The sequence below is a fragment of the Brumimicrobium glaciale genome, from assembly GCF_004152935.1.
Classification (GTDB): Bacteria; Bacteroidota; Bacteroidia; order Flavobacteriales_D; family Crocinitomicaceae; genus Brumimicrobium; species Brumimicrobium glaciale.
In genome coordinates this window covers 186,765-207,307 of the sequence record NZ_SETE01000001.1, presented here as the reverse complement: position 1 = coordinate 207,307, position 20,543 = coordinate 186,765, and the positions used below count along the sequence as shown (strand labels likewise).

Here is a 20,543-nt window from a genome sequence, read left to right as displayed (position 1 = left end):
TATTTATACCATACATTATTATAGACCTTTAACAATCATTAAAATACTGACAAATTCATTTTATAATTATCTCGACTTTATTGAGTTAATAGACTAACTCGTTTGAGTGAAACTTGTGCTTAAATGAGTGGATAATTCACATGGAAACTCCATTGTGAGGAATGAGGATTCGAAACTGATTATAATTATTGGGTTAACAAGATAATTACTCAAATTTTCTCATCCAATTTTTAAATCTAGAAATTGAATTGCAGTTCAAAATCAAAAATGCTATTGAAATAACTACTTTTGTAACAATGAAAACAAAAAAGATTATTGTTTCTGTAACCAATGACTTGTATACGGACCAACGTGTGCACAAAGTATGTTCATTTCTTCACGAAAACAACTACGATGTACTATTGGTAGGACGTAGACTAAAAACAAGTCAAGAAATTACTGATCGAAAATACCGTATAAAGCGTTTTAAACTCGTTTTCACCAAGGGCGCTTTGTTTTATGCGAACTACAATTTACGTCTTTTTTGGTTTTTACTTTTCAATCCTTCTGATGTTTTATTGAGTAACGACTTAGATTCTTTATTGGCCAATTACTGTGCACATAAACTAAAAAGCAACTCAAGATTGGTTTATGACACACATGAATTATTTACAGAAGTTCCAGAATTAACAGCCAGACCAAAAGTTAGAAATGTTTGGTTGAAAATTGAAGAATGGATTTTTCCAAAATTAGAATCAGTCTACACCGTAAATGAATCAATAGCTTCTATTTATTCTAAGAAATACCATAAAAACGTTCGAATAGTTAGAAATGTATCGAAGCTATGGAAACCTGAAACGATTTTAAGTAAAGCAGAGTTAAAACTCCCAGAAGATAAACACATAATTATTCTTCAAGGTTCAGGAATTAATGTTGACCGAGGAGCTGAGGAAGCTGTTATGGCAATGAAAGAGATTGAAAAAGCTTTATTTGTCATTGTTGGAAGTGGTGATGTTATTCCAGATCTCAAAATCATGGTAATAGAAAATCAACTCGAAGAAAAAGTCCGCTTCGTGGGTCGTGTCCCTTATAACACGATGATGAATTACACTTACCATGCAGATTTAGGATTGAGTTTAGACAAAGACACCAATTCAAATTACAAATTTTCATTACCCAACAAAATTTTCGATTACATCCACACTACGACGCCTGTGATCAGTTCAGATTTAATAGAATTAAAACGTGTGCTTCACAAACACAATGTGGGAAGAATTATCCCAGAACACAGCGCAAAAGGAGTGGCAGAAACAATCAATTCAATATTAAACAACCCTACTCTTTTAGCAGAGTTAAAAGAAAATTGCAAAAAAGCAGCACTTGTTGAAAACTGGGAAGAAGAAAGTAAGGTTTTGGAAGAGGTGTTTATCCGTAATGATGAATAATGAGTGATGAATGTTGAATGTTGAATTTTGTGGGGTGACAGTGATGATGTATTTTGAATGATAAATGACCATTTCTCTTCTTTGCGTTCCACTGCCTTATTCAGAGTGAGAAAGTGAGTGAGAGCAAATGAAGAGTGAGAAACAAGAAATCAAACCAAATCTTTCCTTTCCTTTTGCTTCTTTGCGAACCTTTGCGAAAACTCCGCGAATCTCCGTGTTAATTTGACTTCAACATTCAACTGTTAAAAATTATCCACGCCTCTCAAAAAAACCACACAAACATTATCGAACTTTACATCAAATGAATCAATATAGAAATTATGCGATTAATATTTAGTGTTTTACTTTTGACAATTACGCTTGGATCTTGTATTCCAGTTAAAAAATATAATGATTTACTAGCGAAAGAACAGAATTGCGCTGATGAATTGAAAAAGTTTAAAACTTCTTCATTAGATTATGAAGCACAATTAAAAACGATTCAAGCCAGAGCAGAATTGATGCAAAGAGATGTTGTTAAATTAAAGGCAGACACATCAGCATTGGGCAATTCTTACCGTGCATTACAGGCGAAATACCAACAAGCCATTTCAATGGGCGCTTCATTTGAAGAGCAACTGGATAAAATCAAAGACAGCGATGCAAAGCAATTGGCAAGGATGCGTGCTGATTTAGAAGCGAAAATCATCGAAACACAGCGAAAAGAAGATGCTTTGATGGCCGCTGAAAAAGCATTGAAAAACAAACAAATCCTATTGGCAGAACGTGAACAACGTGTTGCTGAATTAGAAGAAATTATTTCTCGCCAAGAAGCTGCGGTTAAAGCGCTGGAAACAAAAATATCACAAGCCCTTCGTGGATTCGAGAATAAAGGATTGAAGGTTGAAGAACGCAATGGTAAAATATATGTGAGTTTAGAAGCAAAACTATTGTTTGCTTCAGGAAGCACGAAAGTTGAAGCAGAAGGAAAAAAAGCGATTATTCAATTGGCAAAAGCTATTGAAGGAGAAAGTGATTTAGAAATTATCGTTGAAGGACATACTGATACTGATGCACTTTCTAGTGCTACTCACCCAAAAAACAACTGGGAACTTTCTGTTTTAAGATCAACATCTGTTGTATCTATAATGACTGAAAACTCTACTATTAATCCTGAGATTCTTTCAGCTTCTGGACGTTCAGCGTTTCACCCTGTAGATGTCAATGACAAGTCGAAAAACAGACGTATTGAGGTGATTATTGCGCCGAGATTGGATGCATTATTTGAATTGATCTCGAAGTAGTTTCTAATTTGAAAATTCGTAATATTATTGACATTTTATTTTGACTTAAACAACTAAGTCATTTAATTAACCTCAGAACTACAGATCACATTTTTTCAATGTGAAATAAGCAATCATAAAAAAGTTGAGCTGTACCTTCAGCGCGTGAAAACAATATCCGATTTAGCAGGACGTGTTGCATCCTGCTAAATTAAGCTGGGCTTTCAGTCCGAAGAAGGATCATGAAAGAATAATAAATTTTACAAATCAATGAATTGCCTTTGAACAGACAAAAATGATGTTCCGTTTTATAAAAACACTATAATTGATATAAAGGCTTAAAACCTTATCTTAATAATTAGCTACGGTCTGAATAAACAATTCATCTCAACTCAAGGCACCCTACTCAAATAAGCTAAAGAACTAGTCAAGTCTCAAATAAAAATGCGGTGAACGAATTTCTACTCTATTTATTTCTTTTATAATTTCTCCGTGTATCTCTGTGAAAACCTCCGTGAATCTCTGTGAAAAAAAACCTAGTACTCAAATAAGCTGGGGAACTACAAATCACGTTTTTTCAATGTGAAATAAGCAATCATAAAGAACAACAGCATATATACTAAACAGACCGCTATATTAATTGGTGTGTCTAATATTACAGGAACATTTCCACTTCTTTCTTGACCTGCCGCAATCATTTCTTTAAGAATTGGAAATGGTGTCAATTTTGAAAAAGCGTTCAATGGCATATAAGCATACAGTGTTTGGAATCCGCCGTATGAAATTGAAATTCCTATTATTGTTTCGGTGATAAAAGACAAGATAAATAAGGCAATCGAAACTGCTGTTCTTTTCAGCATTACCGCTACAAAGAAAGCAAAACTGAAATAACACATTGTTTGAATGAAATACAATCCTACACTGTCAATTCCAGTCATGAATGTTGCATCAGTCGTTGTATTGACCAATCCAAATATTAATCCAGTCAGGAAAGTGTATAAAGTAATAATCATAGAAAAAGAAAGCAGAACAATAAATTTTCCAAGAATTGCTTTTTTGATTGACAATCCATCAATCACATGTTGTCTTAGCGTTTTGTAAGTGTATTCATTGCTGATTACAATAACAGCGAGAATTCCCATTAAAACATTAAAGTAACTCGCGGAATAAGTTGCCACATTCCATATTTCAGGAAATGCCAATGGCGACCAATCTTTGGGTAAGAAAAACGACATGAATTTTGTGATAAATGTCGAAATCGCATAAATTGTAATTGGAGAGATTATTGCATAAATCAAAAAGATAATCTGCAATGATTTTAACTTTCTCAGCTTTATAAATTCTATGGTAAGTAGTTGTTTCATTTGTTGATGATTTCTAAGAATGTAGATTCTAAATTTTTCTTGTGAAGCATTAAAGTGTTCAAATAAACTCCTTTTTCAGCGAGCATTTTATTGACCATTGCGTTTGAAATTTCTCCATCTACACTCACAAGAATATTTGGAGCGAGGTCTTTTAAGAATTTCAATTCTGGAATTTCTTCAATGGTTAACTTGAGTTCTTCAATGTTATCTGAACCAATGCACAAGACTTTATCTTGAATCATAATTTCATCCAATGTAGCTTCTCTAATCAACTCTCCGTCTTTTAAAATAGCCACATGCGTACACATTTTTTCTATTTCATCCAGAATATGTGAAGCAATGATTATGGTTTTTCCTTCTGCGGCGATATCTAAAATAAGCGAACGAATTTCAGCAATTCCCTGAGGATCTAAACCATTTGTTGGTTCATCCAAAACCAATACATCTGGATCTGCTAAAATCGCACTTGCGATTGCCAAACGTTGCTTCATCCCCAAAGAATACGTTTTAAATGTTGCGTCTTTTCTTTTCCAAAGGTCAACTCTTTTAAGTACTTTTTCAATGCGTTGACTGGTATTGTCCAGTGATTTTATGGCTGCAACAATTTTAAGATTATCGATAGCATTCAAATAAGGATAGAAATTTGGCGTTTCTAATAATGCACCGATATTACTGCGGTTTTCATCGCGTTGACCTTTTCCGAACCAACTAAAACTACCGCCATCAGCTTTAATAACTCCTAAAAGAATTCCAAGCGTGGTTGTTTTCCCACTCCCATTAGGACCTAATAAACCATAAATTTGACCTTGCTTTACAGATATACTTAACCCTTTTAAAGCATTAAGTTTCTTGTATGATTTGTGTAAACTTTTTGTTATTAGAATATCATTCATTATCGATAAAGTTTACTCTAAAAGTAAAAGGAAATAATGGATTTTAAGATAAAATTTCAATTTGACATTCAGATTAAGTATAAAAGTCAGTATTCATTATTTAATTAAGATTTCAGAAAAAGGAATAATCACACTACTCGACAAACAAACACTCTAAAAACTAAAAGAGCGTTCGTTCCATAAACTTGTTCTTAATCCAAAAAATACCATAAAATGAGTTTTGTAGCTGGCTTGCGCCATATTATTCAATTCAATTCCTGGTCGAATAAAAGCATCGATCATTAACTTTTCTGAGATTCTATAACTTCCTTCAACGGAGAAATTATAACGGTTTACCTTTCCGTTTCCACCAATTTTATATCCGTATTCCATAGGACGAATAACATAAGACTGATAAACATCTGATCCATAAGATACAGAATCGCTTCCATCAGCTCCTCCTTGTTGTGAAAAGAAAAAACGCGCTGATAATGTAAAATTAGAATTGAAATGCATGCTTGATTCTGCATAAACCTCTACGAAATTTGATCCTAATGGATGCGCTAAAGGTTTGCCTTGATTCCCGTAATTGGTTGCTGACGAGATGTGAGAATAGGTAAATGGACGAGCAAAGTTCAATTCTGTTTGCCATCTCAATTGACCGTTAGTTAAATTCTCTTTTCCTTTAACTCCAAATTGACCACTGTATTTATTTGCCCACCAACGCGTGCGATTTACCATTTCTTTCAACACAAAATCATCGATAGCCAATTGACCATAAACCATGAATCGATCAAATTGGTAACTTGTATTTAACCCGATTAACAATCTATCTTGAGAACCTAAAGCATATTCTGTAGGTCGATAAAACAAGAATGGATTGAGATAAGCCACTTCATAACCACGGTTCAATAAAGTGTCTTTTGGTGCAAAAACTACAGATTCAAAAAATCCAATTTGAAAACGTTCTGTTGCATTGAAATTAAAGAAATGTGTTGAAGCAAATTTTCTTGTTTTCTGAAGAAATTCATCTTCTTTGAAAAATTGATAGATATTCACCATTTCTAATTTCCAAAGTTTTGTTCGCAATTGGGCGAACGGATAAGGCGCACCATAATCACCTAAAAGCATGGAGCGTTTTCCTTGTCCAATAAAGTGTTGATCAATTCCAGCTTGAATATTTATAAAATCATAAGGTGAATAACTCATTCTAAACCTGGGCTGAAGCGACAATTTCGTTGTGCCATTAATTCCCTCCAAAAAATCACTCTTAAAAATACTGGAATAATCTAAATTACTGCCGTTGCTATCAAAAGTATTTCCTGTGAGTAATAATCTTGCATAAAACTTTTTAGACAATTGTGTTGCGATTCCAAATCCTGCACCAATATTATATGAACTGGTTGAATTCGCATCTGACTTATATGAACCTAAGACATCTACAATTGGAAAAACATGTAAATAATTGTCTTTGTATTTATCCTTTTTAGAAACCCATGGAAGTCGATATCCTGGTTGATAAGGTTTTGATAAATTAGGCAAAACTGGATTTACACTTAATGAACTAGATTCAAAAAATGCATCGTAATTGAGATAATTAACCTCTGAATTGATTTCTGTCTGCGCAATGAAAAATGAACATTGAAAAAGCAGTGCTATGGTGAGTAATTTTTTCATTAGAAGTCAAAATATTGGTTACTTAAGGCTGAACGAATTCCTATTGAAACAGATCCATAATCGACATCACCTCCAAGAGAAGAAACACTTGTTCTGTAATTCAGATTTACAAACATACGCAGGTGGGTTGCTGGATTGAATTCATAACCCAATTCGATATTGGTATTTACTACTTTCGTATCATTTTGTATTGAAATAGAACTTTTCGAATCAAACAAACGGCTTTTATCGTTCATTGGTTGATTCGCTTCATAGTAAACGACCTTTCCATCAATGAAAATTCCTTTAAATAGATAATTGACACGAATGATAAATTCTTTAAATCCATTTCCTAAAGTATGTGCTAAAGGCAAATTAAAATGAGTGTAAGCCATCCTTTGGTTATTGGCAGCATATAGATTCGATGTTGCAACATTGGCCTCTAATTGAAAATTCAAATTCTCAACATTGAAAGTATTTCCTGTTCTGTATCCCAATTGCAATCCATATTCCTTATTGCTTATATCATCCATCACACCTTGTGCATAAAGCATGTGTTGCGAATGAAATTTCCAAGCTAAATTCAGACCAAAAAGATTTTTCATGTCTGCAGATTCCATACCGTTGGCAGCGGTGTTTATACCTATTATTGGCTGATAAAAATATGGATTAACACGTTGATTAGTTATTGCTTCATCACGCAAATAAACCGTAGATTCAAAAAGTCCAATGACTAATGAAGGAACAGGACTATAACTTAAATAATGTACACCAATACCTTTCCTTTCATAAGGTGCTTCCACCATATTTGTATACACTTTTCGGATGAGATTTAATTGTTTTCCTCTCATAAAAGTATAGGTCAATCCTTTAATGATTTCCCAATCAACTGAAAGATTTGTGTAGTTATGCGAGTTATCAGAAAGCAACATAGAACGGTATCCCCAACCATAGAATCTTGGTGCATTTCCGAATTGAATTGCCAATTTATCATTTGGAGTAAGTCGAACATAACTCACTGAAGAAGCATAATCGAATCCATTAACGTCAAAAGGTTTTGTTCTTCCTCCACCCGGTATGACGGCATTTTGAGAAGCATAACCATTAGGATTTTTTGGATAAAGCTCGCCTCTATCTACAAAATAATTATTTTGATATTTTACGAAGCGTGCTTGATTCTCATAGAAAGCAGTATAAAATGAAAACTTATCTTTTATCTGTCCAAAGGCTTGTGCTCCACGTGTATTTTGAAATAATAGATCAGGAGCACCTTGAAGCTGTTCTTTTCCTACAGACATATTGACCAGAGGATCCACTGCTAAGAAAAAGTTCTTGTCTGATTTTTGAATAAAGTGCTCAGAAAATATTTTTCTCATCACCCAATTTCGAGTAGTGTCTTTTTGAGGAATCTTAAGATTTGCTTCAGTATAAGAAACTGGAAAAAATCCATTTCCAACAACTCTCTTTGAAGAGTCAGCGAACATTGCTTTGTCTTTAACTGCGCTAGAAGTCGGAATAAGAATTTCTTGTGTCCAAGCTAATGAGCTCAAAAACAAGAAGGAAATCAGTGTTAGTTGTGTTAGTTTCAAATTAATTTTATTGAAAAAAATTCATAGATAGCTTCATGCTTGCCTTAGAGGCGACAAAATACGGATTCTTCAGATCTTTCTTATTATAAATAAGTGGTTTTCCTGTTTCTACTTGAATTACCTCTCCACCTATAGCCTCATAAATTGCTTGACCAGCAGCAATATCCCATTCCATTGTTGGAGCAAAACGCGGATAAACATCAGCGGTTCCATTTACTAACTCAAAGAATTTTAGTGCAGAACCCATTGCGGTAGATTCTATTTCACCATATTCTTTTTCTATATGTTGAGCTAATTTTAGTAAATCTCCTGAATAATGACTTCTTGATGCAATTATATGAACAGGAGAATTTACTGCAGGAAGTTGATCTAGTTTTCTCCATTTTTCAGGATTTAGTGCGTCCTCGTAACTGGTTTGAAAAGCTCCCGATTCTTTATTACCAAGAATAATCTGTTTATTGACAGGTGAAGCAATTAAGCCATAAACTGGTTTTCCGTCTTCGATGAGCGCAATATTAATTACAAACTCACCATTCTTTTTAATAAATTCTTTGGTTCCATCAAGAGGATCAACGCACCAAACTTTTTTCCAAGTTGAACGAACAGCAAATGATTCTTTTTCAATTTCTTCTCCTGTAATTGGAATATTGGTTTGACTTAAATAACTGGCTATTATTTTTGAAGAACTTAAGTCGGCAATTGTTACTGGACTTCCATCAGCTTTTTCAATTCTTTCGAATTCTCCAGCATAAATTTCCATAATAACTTTAGAAGCATCTAAAGCAGCACGAATGGTTAGTTGATATTCCTCAAAGAGTTTAGTCATTCATTAAATTTCTCACCAATGAACTTGCTCCAATACGCAGATAATCTGGAGTCATATAGTCTTTTCCTAAATGCTTTTCTACTATTTCAAAATATGCTAAAGCATCTTCGTATGTTCTCACCCCTCCACTGATTTTTAATCCAACTTTTCTTTCAGATTTATGTTCAGCGATGACTTCGGCCATGACTTCAACAGCTTCAAGTGTAGCACCTGGAAATTCTTTTCCTGTAGATGTTTTTATAAAATCGGCACCACCTTTAATTGCTAATTCACTTGCCAATCGAATTCTTTCAGGTGTTTTTAAATATCCCGTTTCAAGAATTACTTTTAACGACTTCTCAGGCATTAATCCTTTGAAAGCTCTTATTTCATCCACAACATGATCGTAATCTCCTGTATCAAATTCCCCTAAATTAATCACGATATCAATTTCATCAACACCGGCCTCTAAAGCCAATTCACATTCATTCAATTTCGTAGAAAGAAATCCTTGAGCGTTTGGAAAGTTCCCTGCAACAACGGCTGTTTTTATTGATGAATTTTTTAATTCGTTTACTGCAACCGCAGAGAAATTTGGGAATAAACAAACTGCGGCAACAGGAAAGCCTTTCTTTTCAAAGTCTAAAGCATCAGCAAGGAAAGTTTTTACACTTTTTAATGAATCATAAGAATTTAGCGATGTCAAATCAACAAAGCTGCATATCTGTTTTTTAGTCCATGTCATTTTGAAAATATTTTTAGGTACAAGTTACGAATTATAGTTTATAAAATAAAATAGCGCCGCAGCAATGCTACGACGCTACAATTTTTTATAACCCATTAACTATAGGGTTAAAGTCTATTGTAAAATGAAGTTAATTGGAATACGACATCTTGCACGTACAGCTTCACCATTTGCTTCTGCTGGTTGCCATTTAGGCATTGAACGAACAACACGACGCGCTTCTGTATCAATTTCTCGAGAAACACCTCTTAAAACTTTTACTTGCTCAATTGACCCATCTTTATTTACAACGAATTCAATAAATACACGACCTTGGTCACCCATTTCCATTGCTATTTCAGGAAATTTGATGTTGTCTGCAAGAAATTTCTTCATTGCAGCTGCTCCACCTGGAAAACCAGCTTCTTGATCTGGATAATCAACAATTGGTGCATCTGGTGCCGGAGCTTCAATTGGTTTAATATCAATCGGAGGAGTTTCTACCTTAATTGGTTCGTCCTTATCGACGTTTTTCTTTACCTCGATTTCTTCAGAAGGTGGAGGAGTAACATCTGGTTCTTGAATTTCTTGAACAACAATGTCTTCTTTTTCTTCTTCGATAACTTCTAATTCTTCTGGAATTTCAGTTCTTTCACGTTTTTCATTTTCAGAAGAAACAATTTCCACTTCTTGCTTAAAAGAAAATGACAATGTCACCATACTTCCAACAATGAAAAAACCTAAAAATATAAGTGGCAATCTCAAACGTTCGTTATCAACTTCTGGATTCTTTTTACTTTCCATAACTTTAATTTTTTCTTTTACCTTACAATAATAATACCACTATTATTTATAAGAATCTTTATAGATAATTTTAAATAAGACTATCCCAAAAATACAACCAATTCCGTTAGCAATCAAGTCCAAAACTTCAAAACTTCTGGTGTACACCGCATATTCTTGTAGAAACTCAATAATAACGCTCATCGAAAATCCACCAAGCGCACTTATTTGGAGTGCATATCTTCGTATTCCGACATAAATATTTTGCCTTTTCAAACCTATTGCCCAAAATAAAGCGAGCAAAGTATACATTATAAAATGTGCTACCTTATCTACACCTTTAAACTGAAAGTTATCTAAACTTACATTTGAACTAGGAACTAAGCTCAAAATAATTACAAGTGCCGTCCAAACTAAACTTGGAAGTATAAATCGAAGCACGATTTATTTTCCAATCATTTCTTTGTACTCCTCGCTAGTCATCAAATCTTCTAGACCCGCTTTATCAGTCATTTTAACTTTTACCATCCAACCTTCACCATAAGGATCTGAATTCACAAGTTCTGGATTTGCTTCCAGCTCTTCATTGAATTGAGTGATTTCTCCAGCCACTGGCATAAACAAATCTGATACAGTTTTCACTGCTTCGATAGATCCGAAAACTTCGTCACGGTCCAATTCTTCACCTTCAGTTTCTACTTCAACGAATACGATATCGCCAAGTTCACTTTGTGCAAAATCAGTTACACCGATTGTAACTGTATCACCTTCCACTAGACACCACTCGTGGTCCTTTGTGTATTTTAAATTCTCAGGAATGTTCATAGTTTCTATTTTTGAAAATCAAAAGTAAAATTTTTATGTGAACTTAGTTGAGTTTTGTCAAAAATATTCAGTTTAAATAGGCTTTTAGCTGTAAGCAATATGCTTTAAGCTTTAGGATGTTTACAAGTTTTAGAATTTAATACTCCTGATTAAAGCATTCAAAGATTAAAAGACAACCATCAATCGAAGATACAATGTAGGAACGGTTTGAAAACCGTCCATTTTCATTGTGAAAGATGGTTTTATTCAAAGATTAAAAAATTCAAGGATTCAAGGATTGAAAAATTCAAATCGAAGATACAACGTAGGAACGGTTTGAAAACCGTCCATTTTCATTGTGAAAGATAGTTTTATTCAAAGATTAAAAAATTCAAGGATTCAAGGATTGAAAAATTCAAATCGAAGATACAATATAGGAACGGTTTGTAAACCGTCCATTTTCATTGTGAAAGATGGTTTTATTCAAAGGTAGAAAATTTCAATTCGTCGACAAGGCCTGCTTGCTAATTAATCCTTATCTCCTTCTTAATCTGCTAAAATTGCTTAAAAAAGGTTTGAAATAGCTGCAAAATCATACTTTTGCATTCATGGTAAATAGCGACCAAATAAAAAACCTAAAGGAACGAATTAAAAACTTGTTCGTCTACTTGTCAATCGACGAGAAAAAACGAAGTATTCATGAAAATGAACTAGCAGCTCAAGACCCAACATTCTGGGATGACCCTAAAGCAGCAGAAGTTCTTTTAAAGAAAAATCGTCAGCTTAAGTTCTGGGTTGATTCTTCAACTTCCCTCGAAGAAAGAACAGAGGATTTGGAAGTGTTGATTGAGTTTTACAATGATGGTTCAGGAACAGTTGAAGAAATTGAAGCACTTTACAATAAAATAACTGAGGATTTAGAAAATCTGGAATTGAAAAACATGCTTTCAGGTGAAGAAGATAGCTTAAACGCTGTTTTACAAATTACTGCGGGCGCTGGAGGAACAGAAAGTTGCGATTGGGCAAATATGCTTTTGCGCATGTACCTGATGTGGGGTGAGAAAAATGGATACAAACTAAAAGAACTCAATTATCAAGAAGGTGAAGTAGCTGGAATAAAAACAGTGACCATTGAGTTTGATGGAGATTTTGCTTTTGGATATTTAAAAGGTGAAAATGGGGTACATCGATTGGTACGTATTTCTCCTTTCGATTCTAATGCGAAACGGCATACTTCCTTTGCTTCTGTTTATGTTTACCCTTTGGTTGACGATACAATTGAAATTGAAATTAATCCAGCTGATATTTCATTTGAAACTTTTAGATCAGGCGGTGCAGGAGGTCAGAACGTAAACAAGGTAGAAACTGCGGTAAGATTAAGACACAAACCAAGTGGAATAGTCATTGAAAACTCGGAGGGAAGGTCACAATTGGGGAATAAAGAGAAAGCGATGCAACTTTTAAAATCTCAATTGTATGAGTTGGAGTTAAGAAAAAGATTGGAAAAAAGATCAGAAATAGAATCTGAAAAGAAAAATATAGAATGGGGATCACAGATTCGAAATTATGTAATGCATCCCTACAAGTTGGTGAAAGATGTACGAACAGGACATGAAACTGGAAATGTTGACGATGTAATGGACGGTGATTTAAATGGCTTTTTGAAAGCGTATTTAATGGAGTACGGTTCTTAATTAATCATAAATGGTTGATAATTAAATTATTATTTTATATTTTGTAACACTATTTAAATAAATCAAAAAGAATGTCTGAAGAAAATAAAAATCATACCGAGCAAAAAAAATCAAATTCTGGAATATGGATATTGATCACAATAATTGCTTTATTAGGAGCAGGAGCATTAGGCTGGATGTATTCGAAAGAATCAAAAGCTTATAAAAGTTGTCAAACAACAAACGCTCAGCTTGAACTAGAAATGCAATCAATGAATGAAGCCTTATCAGGTTACATTGATGGATCCACAATGGATTTAAAAAAGGATTTCCAAATGATGTTGGATACTTATGATAAATTGATTGAAAAAGATGCTTCTAAATCAGACAGTCTTCAAGCTCAAAAGGACAGTATTAGCGTACTTTTAGCACAATTATCAGACACGAAAAACAGAAGTTACTATCAAATCAACAAATTAAAGAAGCGTAATGAACAATTGCGTCAAATCATGAATCGTTACTTAATTACGATTGATTCTTTAAACACTTTGAATATCGATTTAACTTCACGTTTAGACAAAACAAGTTCTGAATTGAATTTAACACAAGCGGAACGTGATGAATTGAGAAAACAAAATGATCAAAATGCTGAATTATTAACTAAAGGAGCTAAACTAAATGCTTTCAACTTTGTGAGTGAAGCATTGAGATACCAAACATTTGGAGGAGATACGAAAAGTGTGAACCGCGCTGCAAGAGCTGAAGTTCTTTCTTGTACTTTCACAATTGGAGAAAACAAAATTGCCCGAACAGGAAATAAAACAATCTATATGCAGATTACAGATCCTAATGGTCAAGTAATTTACAAACGTCCAAGCGATGTAACACAAATCGCCGGTAGTGAAATCCTATACACAGGAAAACGTGAAATCAATTATCAAGGTCAATTAATTGATATGACAATCGTTTACAACTTGGAAGGAAAAGAAATAGCTAGCGGAAATTATGTGTTAAAAGTTTATGCTGACGGAGCTTTAGTAGGAAAAGATACTTTTACTTTGAAATAGAAAATTAATATGCTTTTTGATAAAATCCAGATTTGATGATTTCAAATCTGGATTTTTTGTTGGTGGAAATGGTATTGAATTTGGAATGGGAATTGAATTTTTGAATCCATGAATTGTATCTAAAATGGAATGGACGTTTTAAAAACGCCTCTACATTGTATCTTCTGGTTTGAATTTTTTGAACTTTGAATTGTAATAATTTGTTAATGCTCAATAACTGACCGTTTAAATCGATATTTTTGTAGTAAAACAAGTCACATGAGAGTTTTTCTAACGTTTATTATATTGGTAATTGGGATTTTCACGGCATACTACATTAATAAAAGCGCACAAGACAGAAAACAGCTTCCTGTTATTCAACCCAGAGATGTTAATTCAGAAATGGTAAATCCAGAATTAATTAATATGGGAATCGGTCACAGAATTGGAGAGTTTGCTTTAACGAATCAGAATGGTGAAACAATCACTTTGGAAGATGTTAAAGGAAAAATATTTGTAGCTGAATATTTCTTTACAACATGTTTAACTATTTGTCCGGTGATGACTGAAGAGATGACACGTGTTCAAAAAAGATTTAATGGAAACAAAGATGTGAAGATATTGAGTTTTACAGTTGATCCGGAGATTGATGATGTTAAGGTAATGAGAGCTTACGCTGATAAACACAATGCAGTCGATGGACAATGGCATTTTTTAACCGGAACGAAAGCTGACTTATATAGTTTAGCACGTAATTCTTTCTTTGTATTGAAACCAGCAGAAGCAATGAATTTAGGTGACGCTGGATCAGACTTTATTCATACCAACAATTTCGTATTGGTAGATGAACAGTTAAGGATTCGTGGATATTACGATGGAACAAGCACTGAAGAAATAGATATAATGATGGAAGATATTGATCTTTTATTAAATGAAAAATAGGTATAAAATGAATTATACCTATTGAATATTTTGAACCCGATAGCTATCGGAGGAATCGCTCTAGTTATTGGTGAGCTAAGTCATTTTGTTCCGTTTTCGTATCGATATCTCCATAAGCATCACATTTTGCTTTAGAAGAGCCACATGATGAAGCGATAGATACAAAAAGTAGTCCGACGAAAGCCAAAGGCATCATTTTTTTCATAGCTTTTATTTTTTTTATAATTTGTTTGATGTCCGTAAATATATAGAATAACAAGTAACTTAACGAATTTTTAGAATTTGATTTTTGAAACTTGTAAAGAATAAAACGTTAATAACTGCGTTAATGCTTGTTGTATGATAAGAATACTAATGCTTCTTGGAATTTTATTCTCCCTCCCACTATTGGGTCAAAATTCTTATCATTTGTCTTTTATTTCACAAGAGCAGGATCCTTTTAAACCTAAAAAGGAAATTGTTTTGGATGAGAAAGAAGAAGTTATTCAATATCTAAAAAAAATAAGAAGTAAACATATCAAACAAGGATACGTCTTAGCATCTGTCGATTCAGTAAGGTTTATCGATGATATTGTATTGGTAAATTATTACCGCGGAGAACAATTTGAAAAACTAAATATCTCCTTTGATGAGGAAGATGCATACATTATTAGTAAAGTTCCAAGAATCAATGAGCGAATGATTGCCAAATTGCCATTTAAACCCAATTTGGTCGAACAACTTTTGAAAGGACTAAACACTTACTTGAACGATAATGGATATCCTTTCTCTAAAGTATTTCTTACTGTTGACGTTATTGAACCTGGAATATCAAATGCGCATTTGAATATTGATAAAGGACCACCAGTAAAAATCAAATCTATTTTGATTAAAGGAGAATCTAAGGTCCAAAATAAATTCGTCAATAATGCAATTGCAATAAAAGAAGGAGATGATTACAATGCCGAACTTTTGCGCAATATTTCAAACAAGATTGATCAAATTCAATTCATTAAAGAAATTCGTCCGCATGAAATTCTATTTACACCTGATGGAGCAGATTTATATCTTTATTTAGAAAGTGTGCCTGTAAGTTTGATCAATGGAATTGTTGGTTTACAACCCGATCCTGGAACCGAAAAAACAAATATCACAGGCGATGTTAGATTGAAATTACTCAACATTCTCAAACGCGGAGAAGAATTAGACATCAATTGGAAAAGTTTACAACCCAAAACACAAGAATTAGACTTGAGTTTTAGCTTCCCGTTTCTATTTAACACACCTTTTGGAATTGACACTAAATTCGATTTATACAAACAAGACAGTACATTTTTGAGCACGAATGTGAATCTCGGAATTCGTTATTTTTTAACTGGAGGAAGCTATATAAAAGTATTTTATCAAGCCAACAACTCTAATTTACTCTCAGGCGCTTCATCCATTCCAAACAATAATTTATCTTCTTTGTCAAACAACAGTTATGGAATTGGACTTTACCGAAACAATGTTGATTTTTTACCCAATCCAAGTAAAGGATTCCGATTGTCGTTTGATATTTCTGCAGGTAGAAGAAAAAGCCGACCAACGCAAGCAGACAGCACTACAATTTCAACGACATTTAAAGGGAATTTAAACATGGAAGCTTTCTTTCCACTTGCGAGAAGACATGTGCTGAGATTGGCCAACACGACTCGCAGTTATTATGCACCGAAAATCTATCAAAATGAAGTTTTTAGATTTGGTGGATTGACAACTCAACGTGGGTTTAACGAAGAATTACTTTTTGCCACAACACTCACAACTTTCACTGTGGAATATCGCTTTTTAGTGGACAGAACTTCACATGCATTTGCATTTTTTGATCAATCTTTTTATGAAAACAACTCAATAAATTATGCCAGTGACGATCCTTTTGGATTTGGATTAGGTTTTAGTTTCGGTACAAATCTGGGAATTTTCTCCATTTCCTATGCACTCGGAAAACAATTCAATAATCCGATTGAATTGAAAGATGGGAAAGTGCATTTTGGGTATGTGACTTATTTTTAACCTATTGACTTTAGGCTTTATGCTAGTTTATGCTTTGTTTTTAAATTAAATTCTTTATTTCCAACACTTTTTATCGAAAATACTATCGTATTAAATGCTTAATCTAGCCTACGGCATTTAGCTTAAAGCCAATAATCTAAAACGCCTCTCCAATTGTAAAGTAAAAACCTGTTGTTAAATCGCTGGAAATTCCAAAATCTATTCTTGCATTTATTTTTCTTTCTTTGTCTATTTTAAAGCGTAATCCTAGTCCTGCTGTTGTGCGGATATTTTCCCAACTAAATTGATCGATTTGATTCGCTACAACCGCATTTCCTGCAAAAGCTACCATTCCGAGTCGCCAAAATAAAGGCATTCTGTATTCCGCTTGCCAACCTAATTTTTGTTTGGCGAGCCAATAACCTTCGTAATATCCGCGCATTCTGCTGTTTCCTCCTATTCCCGATAGGTGAAAAAAGGGTGCGTCGCCTTGTATAAATCTTCCGTAAATATTAGCAGCAATCACACGGTCTTTTTTCAAATCAAAATACCTTATCGCATCAATTGAAGTTAGATTGTAGCTGAAATCACTTCCCACCCATTGTCCAAAACGCTCAAAACTTGCTTTTATGGAATATCCTTTTGTGGGATAAAAATTCTGATTTCGTGTATCGTATTTAAGTCCAATTCCTAATCCACTTATTATTCCACCTTTACTTCCTGTAATATTATCTTGAATCAATTTTCCTCCTTCCGCTCTTTCCACAATACTGAATTGATCAAAAGTGTAATTGATTCCAGCATAAAAAGCGGGTAAGATTTCATAATATCCTTTAAATCGAATACGTGGATAATTAACAGAATATTGCTCTACTTCTCTAGGCGAATTTCCTAGTCCGTAAAAGTTATAGAAGTAGCGATAATACCCAATTTCACCATTAAAAACTATCTTGTTTTGCAGCATCCAAATATCAAAGGAAGCGTAGGTTAAAACTTGTTTTTCTAAAGTATAAGCAGCTCCTAAATTGATTTGCGAAGGGCGTAAAATTGTATCGTTTGGATTCGTTTTAAAACTAAAAAATCCTGCCGCTCCAAATCCTAAACGTGTTTCTGGCCCGTAAAAAAGGATAGGAATTCCGATTATTTTGGGGGAATATTTGGTTGTGTCTTTTTCTTGTGCATTTAACGTTGAAGGAAAAACAGCTAAAACGATAAAGAGGAAAAGTAATATGTATTTCAATGGTTTTTTTGTTTGTAAAAATACAAAATCTCTCACAGTTGTGAGAGAAATAGATTTAGTGGTTTTTTGCGCTGTAATGGAACGCGGATGACACGGATCTTCGAACACAGATTAACACGGATTTTTTTACTTGTGTTGGATAATATTAAATCGGGTTTGTAAATCCCAAACTTTCCAAATCAATAATCCTCAAGATTCTTCCCCAATTGATAACCTTCAATCAACAATGGTAAAGTGTCGTTTGCTAACTCAAAGAACGGCACTTCTCCTGATTTAAGTTTTTTATCCAATTCAGCTTTTGGAAGCAAATGTTTGGCGTGATCTAAATAAGTGCCTTTCATTAAATGCCTGTATTCATGTTGAAAAATCACCGCACCAAATCCTTCCAGTCTTCCTTTTTGAATTTCTCCTTTTTGATTTTGACATTCATATTCAATCCATTCAAAAGTGGCCACATTTCCTCTGTCTTCTCCATTTGCACTCAAGCATCCATGCCAAAAGTTTTTGCGTTCTTCGGAAACTTTGGTGATTATTGGATTAATAAAAACCTGATTACTCACTGTTCCCAAGACTTGATATCGTGGGTTGTCGTCCATTGCTTCAATGATGAAAATTTGTAATCTTTTTCCTAATTGATTTGCCGCAATTCCAACTCCTTCTTCTCTCAACATTACTGCATTCATTGTATCAATAAAAGTATTGAGTTCAGGCGTATTGAATTCTGATGCTGTAATTCTCCGTGGCGTTAAATACAATGCGTTTTTATCTCTTCCCTCCGCATCTACTGGAATATGTTGAACGACTTTAAATCCTTTTTTGGGAATTTCGAATGTTAGGGATTTATTGGTTGAACAGCTGGATTGAGACATAATTGCTAAAATTAGAATACTGGGAATTAACGATTTTATTTTCATAAACACGGAGTTTAAAAAGTAACCTAACTTAAGGAGTTACAGATTTTTCTCAAAAATTTAAATTTATTTAGTTTTGATCACTTTTTCTCTTGTCCCATCAGCATAAATATATATTAATATTTCGCCCGATTTTTCTTCTGTCTCCCTGCCTGATAAATCGATAATTTTTATGATTTCTTTTTTCGATTCAATAGAGAATTCATTAATTCCCACAGTACACATATCATGACAGTAACTAGTATCGACACAACCGTAAGCTTCTATTATGACAGCGACATTCCCACCATAATCCGACATTATAAACTCCATAGTGTCATCAATGAAAGGCGCATATATACTATCACAATTAACCCACTGATAAGAGTCAATCGGAAATCCGGCCTGATAAACGCCCCATGCACAGTCTAACCCGCCAAGAGAATAATTTTGGCTAACATATTCACAAGTATCTGTGATTTGAGAGTAAGAGCAAAAATGTATTAAAGACGCGATAATAAAAGTGAAAAATGTTTTCATAAGAGTGTGTTTAAAAGTTTATTTTTTACCCGAATTAATAAAATCAAGTATTTTTTAAAGCAAAATAGTAATTTTAAATTCAACCAATGCTCTGTTTCCTCACTTTTAGTTAAGTGAAGTTTCATAGATATTATTGATTTCCATTGAATTATTTCAAAGCTAAAAATTCTCTAGCGGTCATAACAGGAATTTTTGAGTTTTTGAAATCCTTTTTATTTCGAGTAATAATCACATCAATTTGATTTTCTATTGCAGAATAATACTGTAGACCATCTTCAAAATCAGGAAAATCCTCATCACTCAATGCTAATTCAGTTACTTTATCATCTAGCGCCAATAATTCTACGAGAACTTTAAATTTTCTTAAAATCTCCCTGGCTTCTTTTGCGGATTTGAATTTAGATAGAATGTAATTTGTATTCGCAATTGTTAAAGTTGATGTTGTTAATTTCAACTCTTTCTTGTCTGCTCGAGAGAATAAATCGGCAGCTTCGTCATAGAATTTTTCTCTCCGTGAAAGGAGGTCTATTACAATATTGGTATCAATAAGTAATCTGCTCATTTGTATTTCTCTATTAAATAATCTGCATAAGCATCTTTTACATCAAAATCTTTGTCTAGCGAAATTACTCCACTTAAACTTTCTACAAGAGGAGTAATTTCTGTCGGACTTTTTTTATGTTTGACCAGCGCGGCCAAATAAGATTCGATAAGTTTAGACAAACTAATATCATTCGATTTAGCATAATCCTTCGCACTTTCAATAACTGATTTATTCAGACTTAATGTGAGTTTTTTGTCCATAACAATTTGTTTACGTACGAATATAATAATTTTTTACGTGAAACTCAAAATGTTTACAATTTGTTTCGCTTCGAATAGGGGGTTTTAGAATTATTTGGGGAATTAATCAACGTAA

21 protein-coding genes are annotated in these 20,543 nt (G+C 33.6%); 6 read left to right on the top strand and 15 right to left on the bottom strand.

Annotation, left to right across the window (positions count from 1 at the left end):
• Positions 1–296 precede the first annotated feature (296 nt).
• Together ERX46_RS00830 and ERX46_RS00825 are read left to right on the top strand one after the other, a co-directional pair.
• Positions 297–1,424 (top strand): glycosyltransferase, encoded by a 1,128-nt coding sequence (locus ERX46_RS00830; RefSeq protein WP_130091931.1) that lies wholly within the window; start codon positions 297–299, stop codon positions 1,422–1,424.
• Positions 1,425–1,744: 320 nt separating this feature from the next.
• Entirely contained in the window at positions 1,745–2,707 is a 963-nt protein-coding gene (locus tag ERX46_RS00825; protein WP_130091930.1) for an OmpA family protein, read from the top strand.
• A 539-nt stretch (positions 2,708–3,246) separates the two neighbouring features.
• Here the strand turns inward: ERX46_RS00825 and ERX46_RS00820 are convergent.
• From ERX46_RS00820 to gcvH, 9 genes are all read right to left on the bottom strand, one after another.
• On the bottom strand, positions 3,247–4,050 hold the full coding sequence (locus ERX46_RS00820) for an ABC transporter permease (RefSeq protein ID WP_130091929.1): 804 nt from the start codon (positions 4,048–4,050) through the stop codon (positions 3,247–3,249).
• Positions 4,047–4,943 (bottom strand): ABC transporter ATP-binding protein, encoded by an 897-nt coding sequence (locus ERX46_RS00815; RefSeq protein WP_130091928.1) that lies wholly within the window; start codon positions 4,941–4,943, stop codon positions 4,047–4,049. The genes ERX46_RS00820 and ERX46_RS00815 overlap by 4 nt, the downstream gene beginning before the upstream one ends.
• Positions 4,944–5,096: 153 nt before the next feature.
• Entirely contained in the window at positions 5,097–6,599 is a 1,503-nt protein-coding gene (locus ERX46_RS00810; RefSeq protein WP_130091927.1) for a hypothetical protein, read from the bottom strand.
• On the bottom strand, positions 6,599–8,167 hold the full coding sequence (locus ERX46_RS00805) for a hypothetical protein (protein WP_130091926.1): 1,569 nt from the start codon (positions 8,165–8,167) through the stop codon (positions 6,599–6,601). Before ERX46_RS00805 ends, ERX46_RS00810 begins: the two co-directional genes overlap by 1 nt.
• A gap of 7 nt (positions 8,168–8,174) precedes the next feature.
• Positions 8,175–8,993: a 3'(2'),5'-bisphosphate nucleotidase CysQ gene (cysQ, locus tag ERX46_RS00800; RefSeq protein ID WP_130091925.1), complete on the bottom strand. Its 819-nt coding sequence runs from the start codon at positions 8,991–8,993 to the stop codon at positions 8,175–8,177.
• A complete protein-coding gene (deoC, locus tag ERX46_RS00795) occupies positions 8,986–9,717 on the bottom strand; it encodes a deoxyribose-phosphate aldolase (RefSeq protein ID WP_130091924.1) in 732 nt (243 codons plus the stop codon). The genes cysQ and deoC overlap by 8 nt, the downstream gene beginning before the upstream one ends.
• 114 nt (positions 9,718–9,831) lie before the next feature.
• The gene (locus ERX46_RS00790) at positions 9,832–10,500 is read right to left on the bottom strand and encodes an energy transducer TonB (RefSeq protein ID WP_130091923.1); all 669 of its coding nucleotides are present in this window, start codon (positions 10,498–10,500) and stop codon (positions 9,832–9,834) included.
• A gap of 42 nt (positions 10,501–10,542) precedes the next feature.
• Positions 10,543–10,920 carry a VanZ family protein gene (locus ERX46_RS00785; protein WP_130091922.1) on the bottom strand — a complete coding sequence of 126 codons (378 nt, stop codon included), beginning with the start codon at positions 10,918–10,920 and terminating at the stop codon, positions 10,543–10,545.
• Positions 10,921–10,923: 3 nt separating this feature from the next.
• Complete coding sequence (gene gcvH, locus ERX46_RS00780) at positions 10,924–11,304, bottom strand: glycine cleavage system protein GcvH (RefSeq protein WP_130091921.1); 381 nt, start codon at positions 11,302–11,304, stop codon at positions 10,924–10,926.
• 587 nt (positions 11,305–11,891) lie between these two features.
• Here gcvH and prfB point away from each other — a divergent pair.
• The 3 genes from prfB to ERX46_RS00765 all read left to right on the top strand — a co-directional run bounded on the left by prfB (position 11,892) and on the right by ERX46_RS00765 (position 14,944).
• The gene (gene prfB / locus ERX46_RS00775; protein ID WP_130091920.1) at positions 11,892–12,977 is read left to right on the top strand and encodes a peptide chain release factor 2; all 1,086 of its coding nucleotides are present in this window, start codon (positions 11,892–11,894) and stop codon (positions 12,975–12,977) included.
• Positions 12,978–13,048: 71 nt separating this feature from the next.
• On the top strand, positions 13,049–14,023 hold the full coding sequence (locus ERX46_RS00770; protein ID WP_130091919.1) for a hypothetical protein: 975 nt from the start codon (positions 13,049–13,051) through the stop codon (positions 14,021–14,023).
• Positions 14,024–14,281: 258 nt separating this feature from the next.
• Complete coding sequence (locus tag ERX46_RS00765; RefSeq protein ID WP_130091918.1) at positions 14,282–14,944, top strand: SCO family protein; 663 nt, start codon at positions 14,282–14,284, stop codon at positions 14,942–14,944.
• Between the two features lie 64 nt (positions 14,945–15,008).
• Here the strand turns inward: ERX46_RS00765 and ERX46_RS17425 are convergent, their stop codons facing one another.
• Positions 15,009–15,149 (bottom strand): hypothetical protein, encoded by a 141-nt coding sequence (locus ERX46_RS17425; RefSeq protein ID WP_165366110.1) that lies wholly within the window; start codon positions 15,147–15,149, stop codon positions 15,009–15,011.
• Between the two features lie 134 nt (positions 15,150–15,283).
• Between ERX46_RS17425 and ERX46_RS00760 the strand changes: the two genes are divergently transcribed.
• Complete coding sequence (locus ERX46_RS00760; protein WP_130091917.1) at positions 15,284–16,975, top strand: BamA/TamA family outer membrane protein; 1,692 nt, start codon at positions 15,284–15,286, stop codon at positions 16,973–16,975.
• 136 nt (positions 16,976–17,111) lie between these two features.
• Here ERX46_RS00760 and ERX46_RS00755 read toward each other — a convergent pair whose 3' ends face one another.
• The 5 genes from ERX46_RS00755 to ERX46_RS00735 form a co-directional block, all read right to left on the bottom strand.
• Positions 17,112–18,194 carry a BamA/TamA family outer membrane protein gene (locus ERX46_RS00755; protein WP_165366109.1) on the bottom strand — a complete coding sequence of 361 codons (1,083 nt, stop codon included), beginning with the start codon at positions 18,192–18,194 and terminating at the stop codon, positions 17,112–17,114.
• Between the two features lie 179 nt (positions 18,195–18,373).
• Positions 18,374–19,108: a peptide deformylase gene (locus tag ERX46_RS00750; RefSeq protein WP_130091915.1), complete on the bottom strand. Its 735-nt coding sequence runs from the start codon at positions 19,106–19,108 to the stop codon at positions 18,374–18,376.
• Between the two features lie 63 nt (positions 19,109–19,171).
• A complete protein-coding gene (locus ERX46_RS00745; RefSeq protein WP_130091914.1) occupies positions 19,172–19,624 on the bottom strand; it encodes a hypothetical protein in 453 nt (150 codons plus the stop codon).
• Positions 19,625–19,772: 148 nt separating this feature from the next.
• Entirely contained in the window at positions 19,773–20,186 is a 414-nt protein-coding gene (locus ERX46_RS00740) for a type II toxin-antitoxin system VapC family toxin (RefSeq protein ID WP_130091913.1), read from the bottom strand.
• Entirely contained in the window at positions 20,183–20,428 is a 246-nt protein-coding gene (locus tag ERX46_RS00735) for a DUF6364 family protein (protein ID WP_130091912.1), read from the bottom strand. Before ERX46_RS00735 ends, ERX46_RS00740 begins: the two co-directional genes overlap by 4 nt.
• Positions 20,429–20,543 lie beyond the last annotated feature (115 nt).

What these genes read in the sequence shown, in the direction of transcription:
- ERX46_RS00815 (WP_130091928.1), bottom strand. Translation starts at nt 4,943, where the DNA reads ATGAATGATATTCTAATAACAAAAAGTTTACACAAATCATACAAGAAA.
- ERX46_RS00810 (WP_130091927.1), bottom strand. Translation starts at nt 6,599, where the DNA reads ATGAAAAAATTACTCACCATAGCACTGCTTTTTCAATGTTCATTTTTC.
- ERX46_RS00820 (WP_130091929.1), bottom strand. Translation starts at nt 4,050, where the DNA reads ATGAAACAACTACTTACCATAGAATTTATAAAGCTGAGAAAGTTAAAA.
- prfB (WP_130091920.1), top strand. Translation starts at nt 11,892, where the DNA reads ATGGTAAATAGCGACCAAATAAAAAACCTAAAGGAACGAATTAAAAAC.
- ERX46_RS17425 (WP_165366110.1), bottom strand. Translation starts at nt 15,149, where the DNA reads ATGAAAAAAATGATGCCTTTGGCTTTCGTCGGACTACTTTTTGTATCT.
- deoC (WP_130091924.1), bottom strand. Translation starts at nt 9,717, where the DNA reads ATGACATGGACTAAAAAACAGATATGCAGCTTTGTTGATTTGACATCG.
- ERX46_RS00750 (WP_130091915.1), bottom strand. Translation starts at nt 19,108, where the DNA reads ATGAAAATAAAATCGTTAATTCCCAGTATTCTAATTTTAGCAATTATG.
- ERX46_RS00825 (WP_130091930.1), top strand. Translation starts at nt 1,745, where the DNA reads ATGCGATTAATATTTAGTGTTTTACTTTTGACAATTACGCTTGGATCT.
- cysQ (WP_130091925.1), bottom strand. Translation starts at nt 8,993, where the DNA reads ATGACTAAACTCTTTGAGGAATATCAACTAACCATTCGTGCTGCTTTA.
- ERX46_RS00765 (WP_130091918.1), top strand. Translation starts at nt 14,282, where the DNA reads ATGAGAGTTTTTCTAACGTTTATTATATTGGTAATTGGGATTTTCACG.
- ERX46_RS00770 (WP_130091919.1), top strand. Translation starts at nt 13,049, where the DNA reads ATGTCTGAAGAAAATAAAAATCATACCGAGCAAAAAAAATCAAATTCT.
- ERX46_RS00745 (WP_130091914.1), bottom strand. Translation starts at nt 19,624, where the DNA reads ATGAAAACATTTTTCACTTTTATTATCGCGTCTTTAATACATTTTTGC.
- ERX46_RS00735 (WP_130091912.1), bottom strand. Translation starts at nt 20,428, where the DNA reads ATGGACAAAAAACTCACATTAAGTCTGAATAAATCAGTTATTGAAAGT.
- ERX46_RS00740 (WP_130091913.1), bottom strand. Translation starts at nt 20,186, where the DNA reads ATGAGCAGATTACTTATTGATACCAATATTGTAATAGACCTCCTTTCA.
- ERX46_RS00760 (WP_130091917.1), top strand. Translation starts at nt 15,284, where the DNA reads ATGATAAGAATACTAATGCTTCTTGGAATTTTATTCTCCCTCCCACTA.
- ERX46_RS00830 (WP_130091931.1), top strand. Translation starts at nt 297, where the DNA reads ATGAAAACAAAAAAGATTATTGTTTCTGTAACCAATGACTTGTATACG.
- ERX46_RS00790 (WP_130091923.1), bottom strand. Translation starts at nt 10,500, where the DNA reads ATGGAAAGTAAAAAGAATCCAGAAGTTGATAACGAACGTTTGAGATTG.
- gcvH (WP_130091921.1), bottom strand. Translation starts at nt 11,304, where the DNA reads ATGAACATTCCTGAGAATTTAAAATACACAAAGGACCACGAGTGGTGT.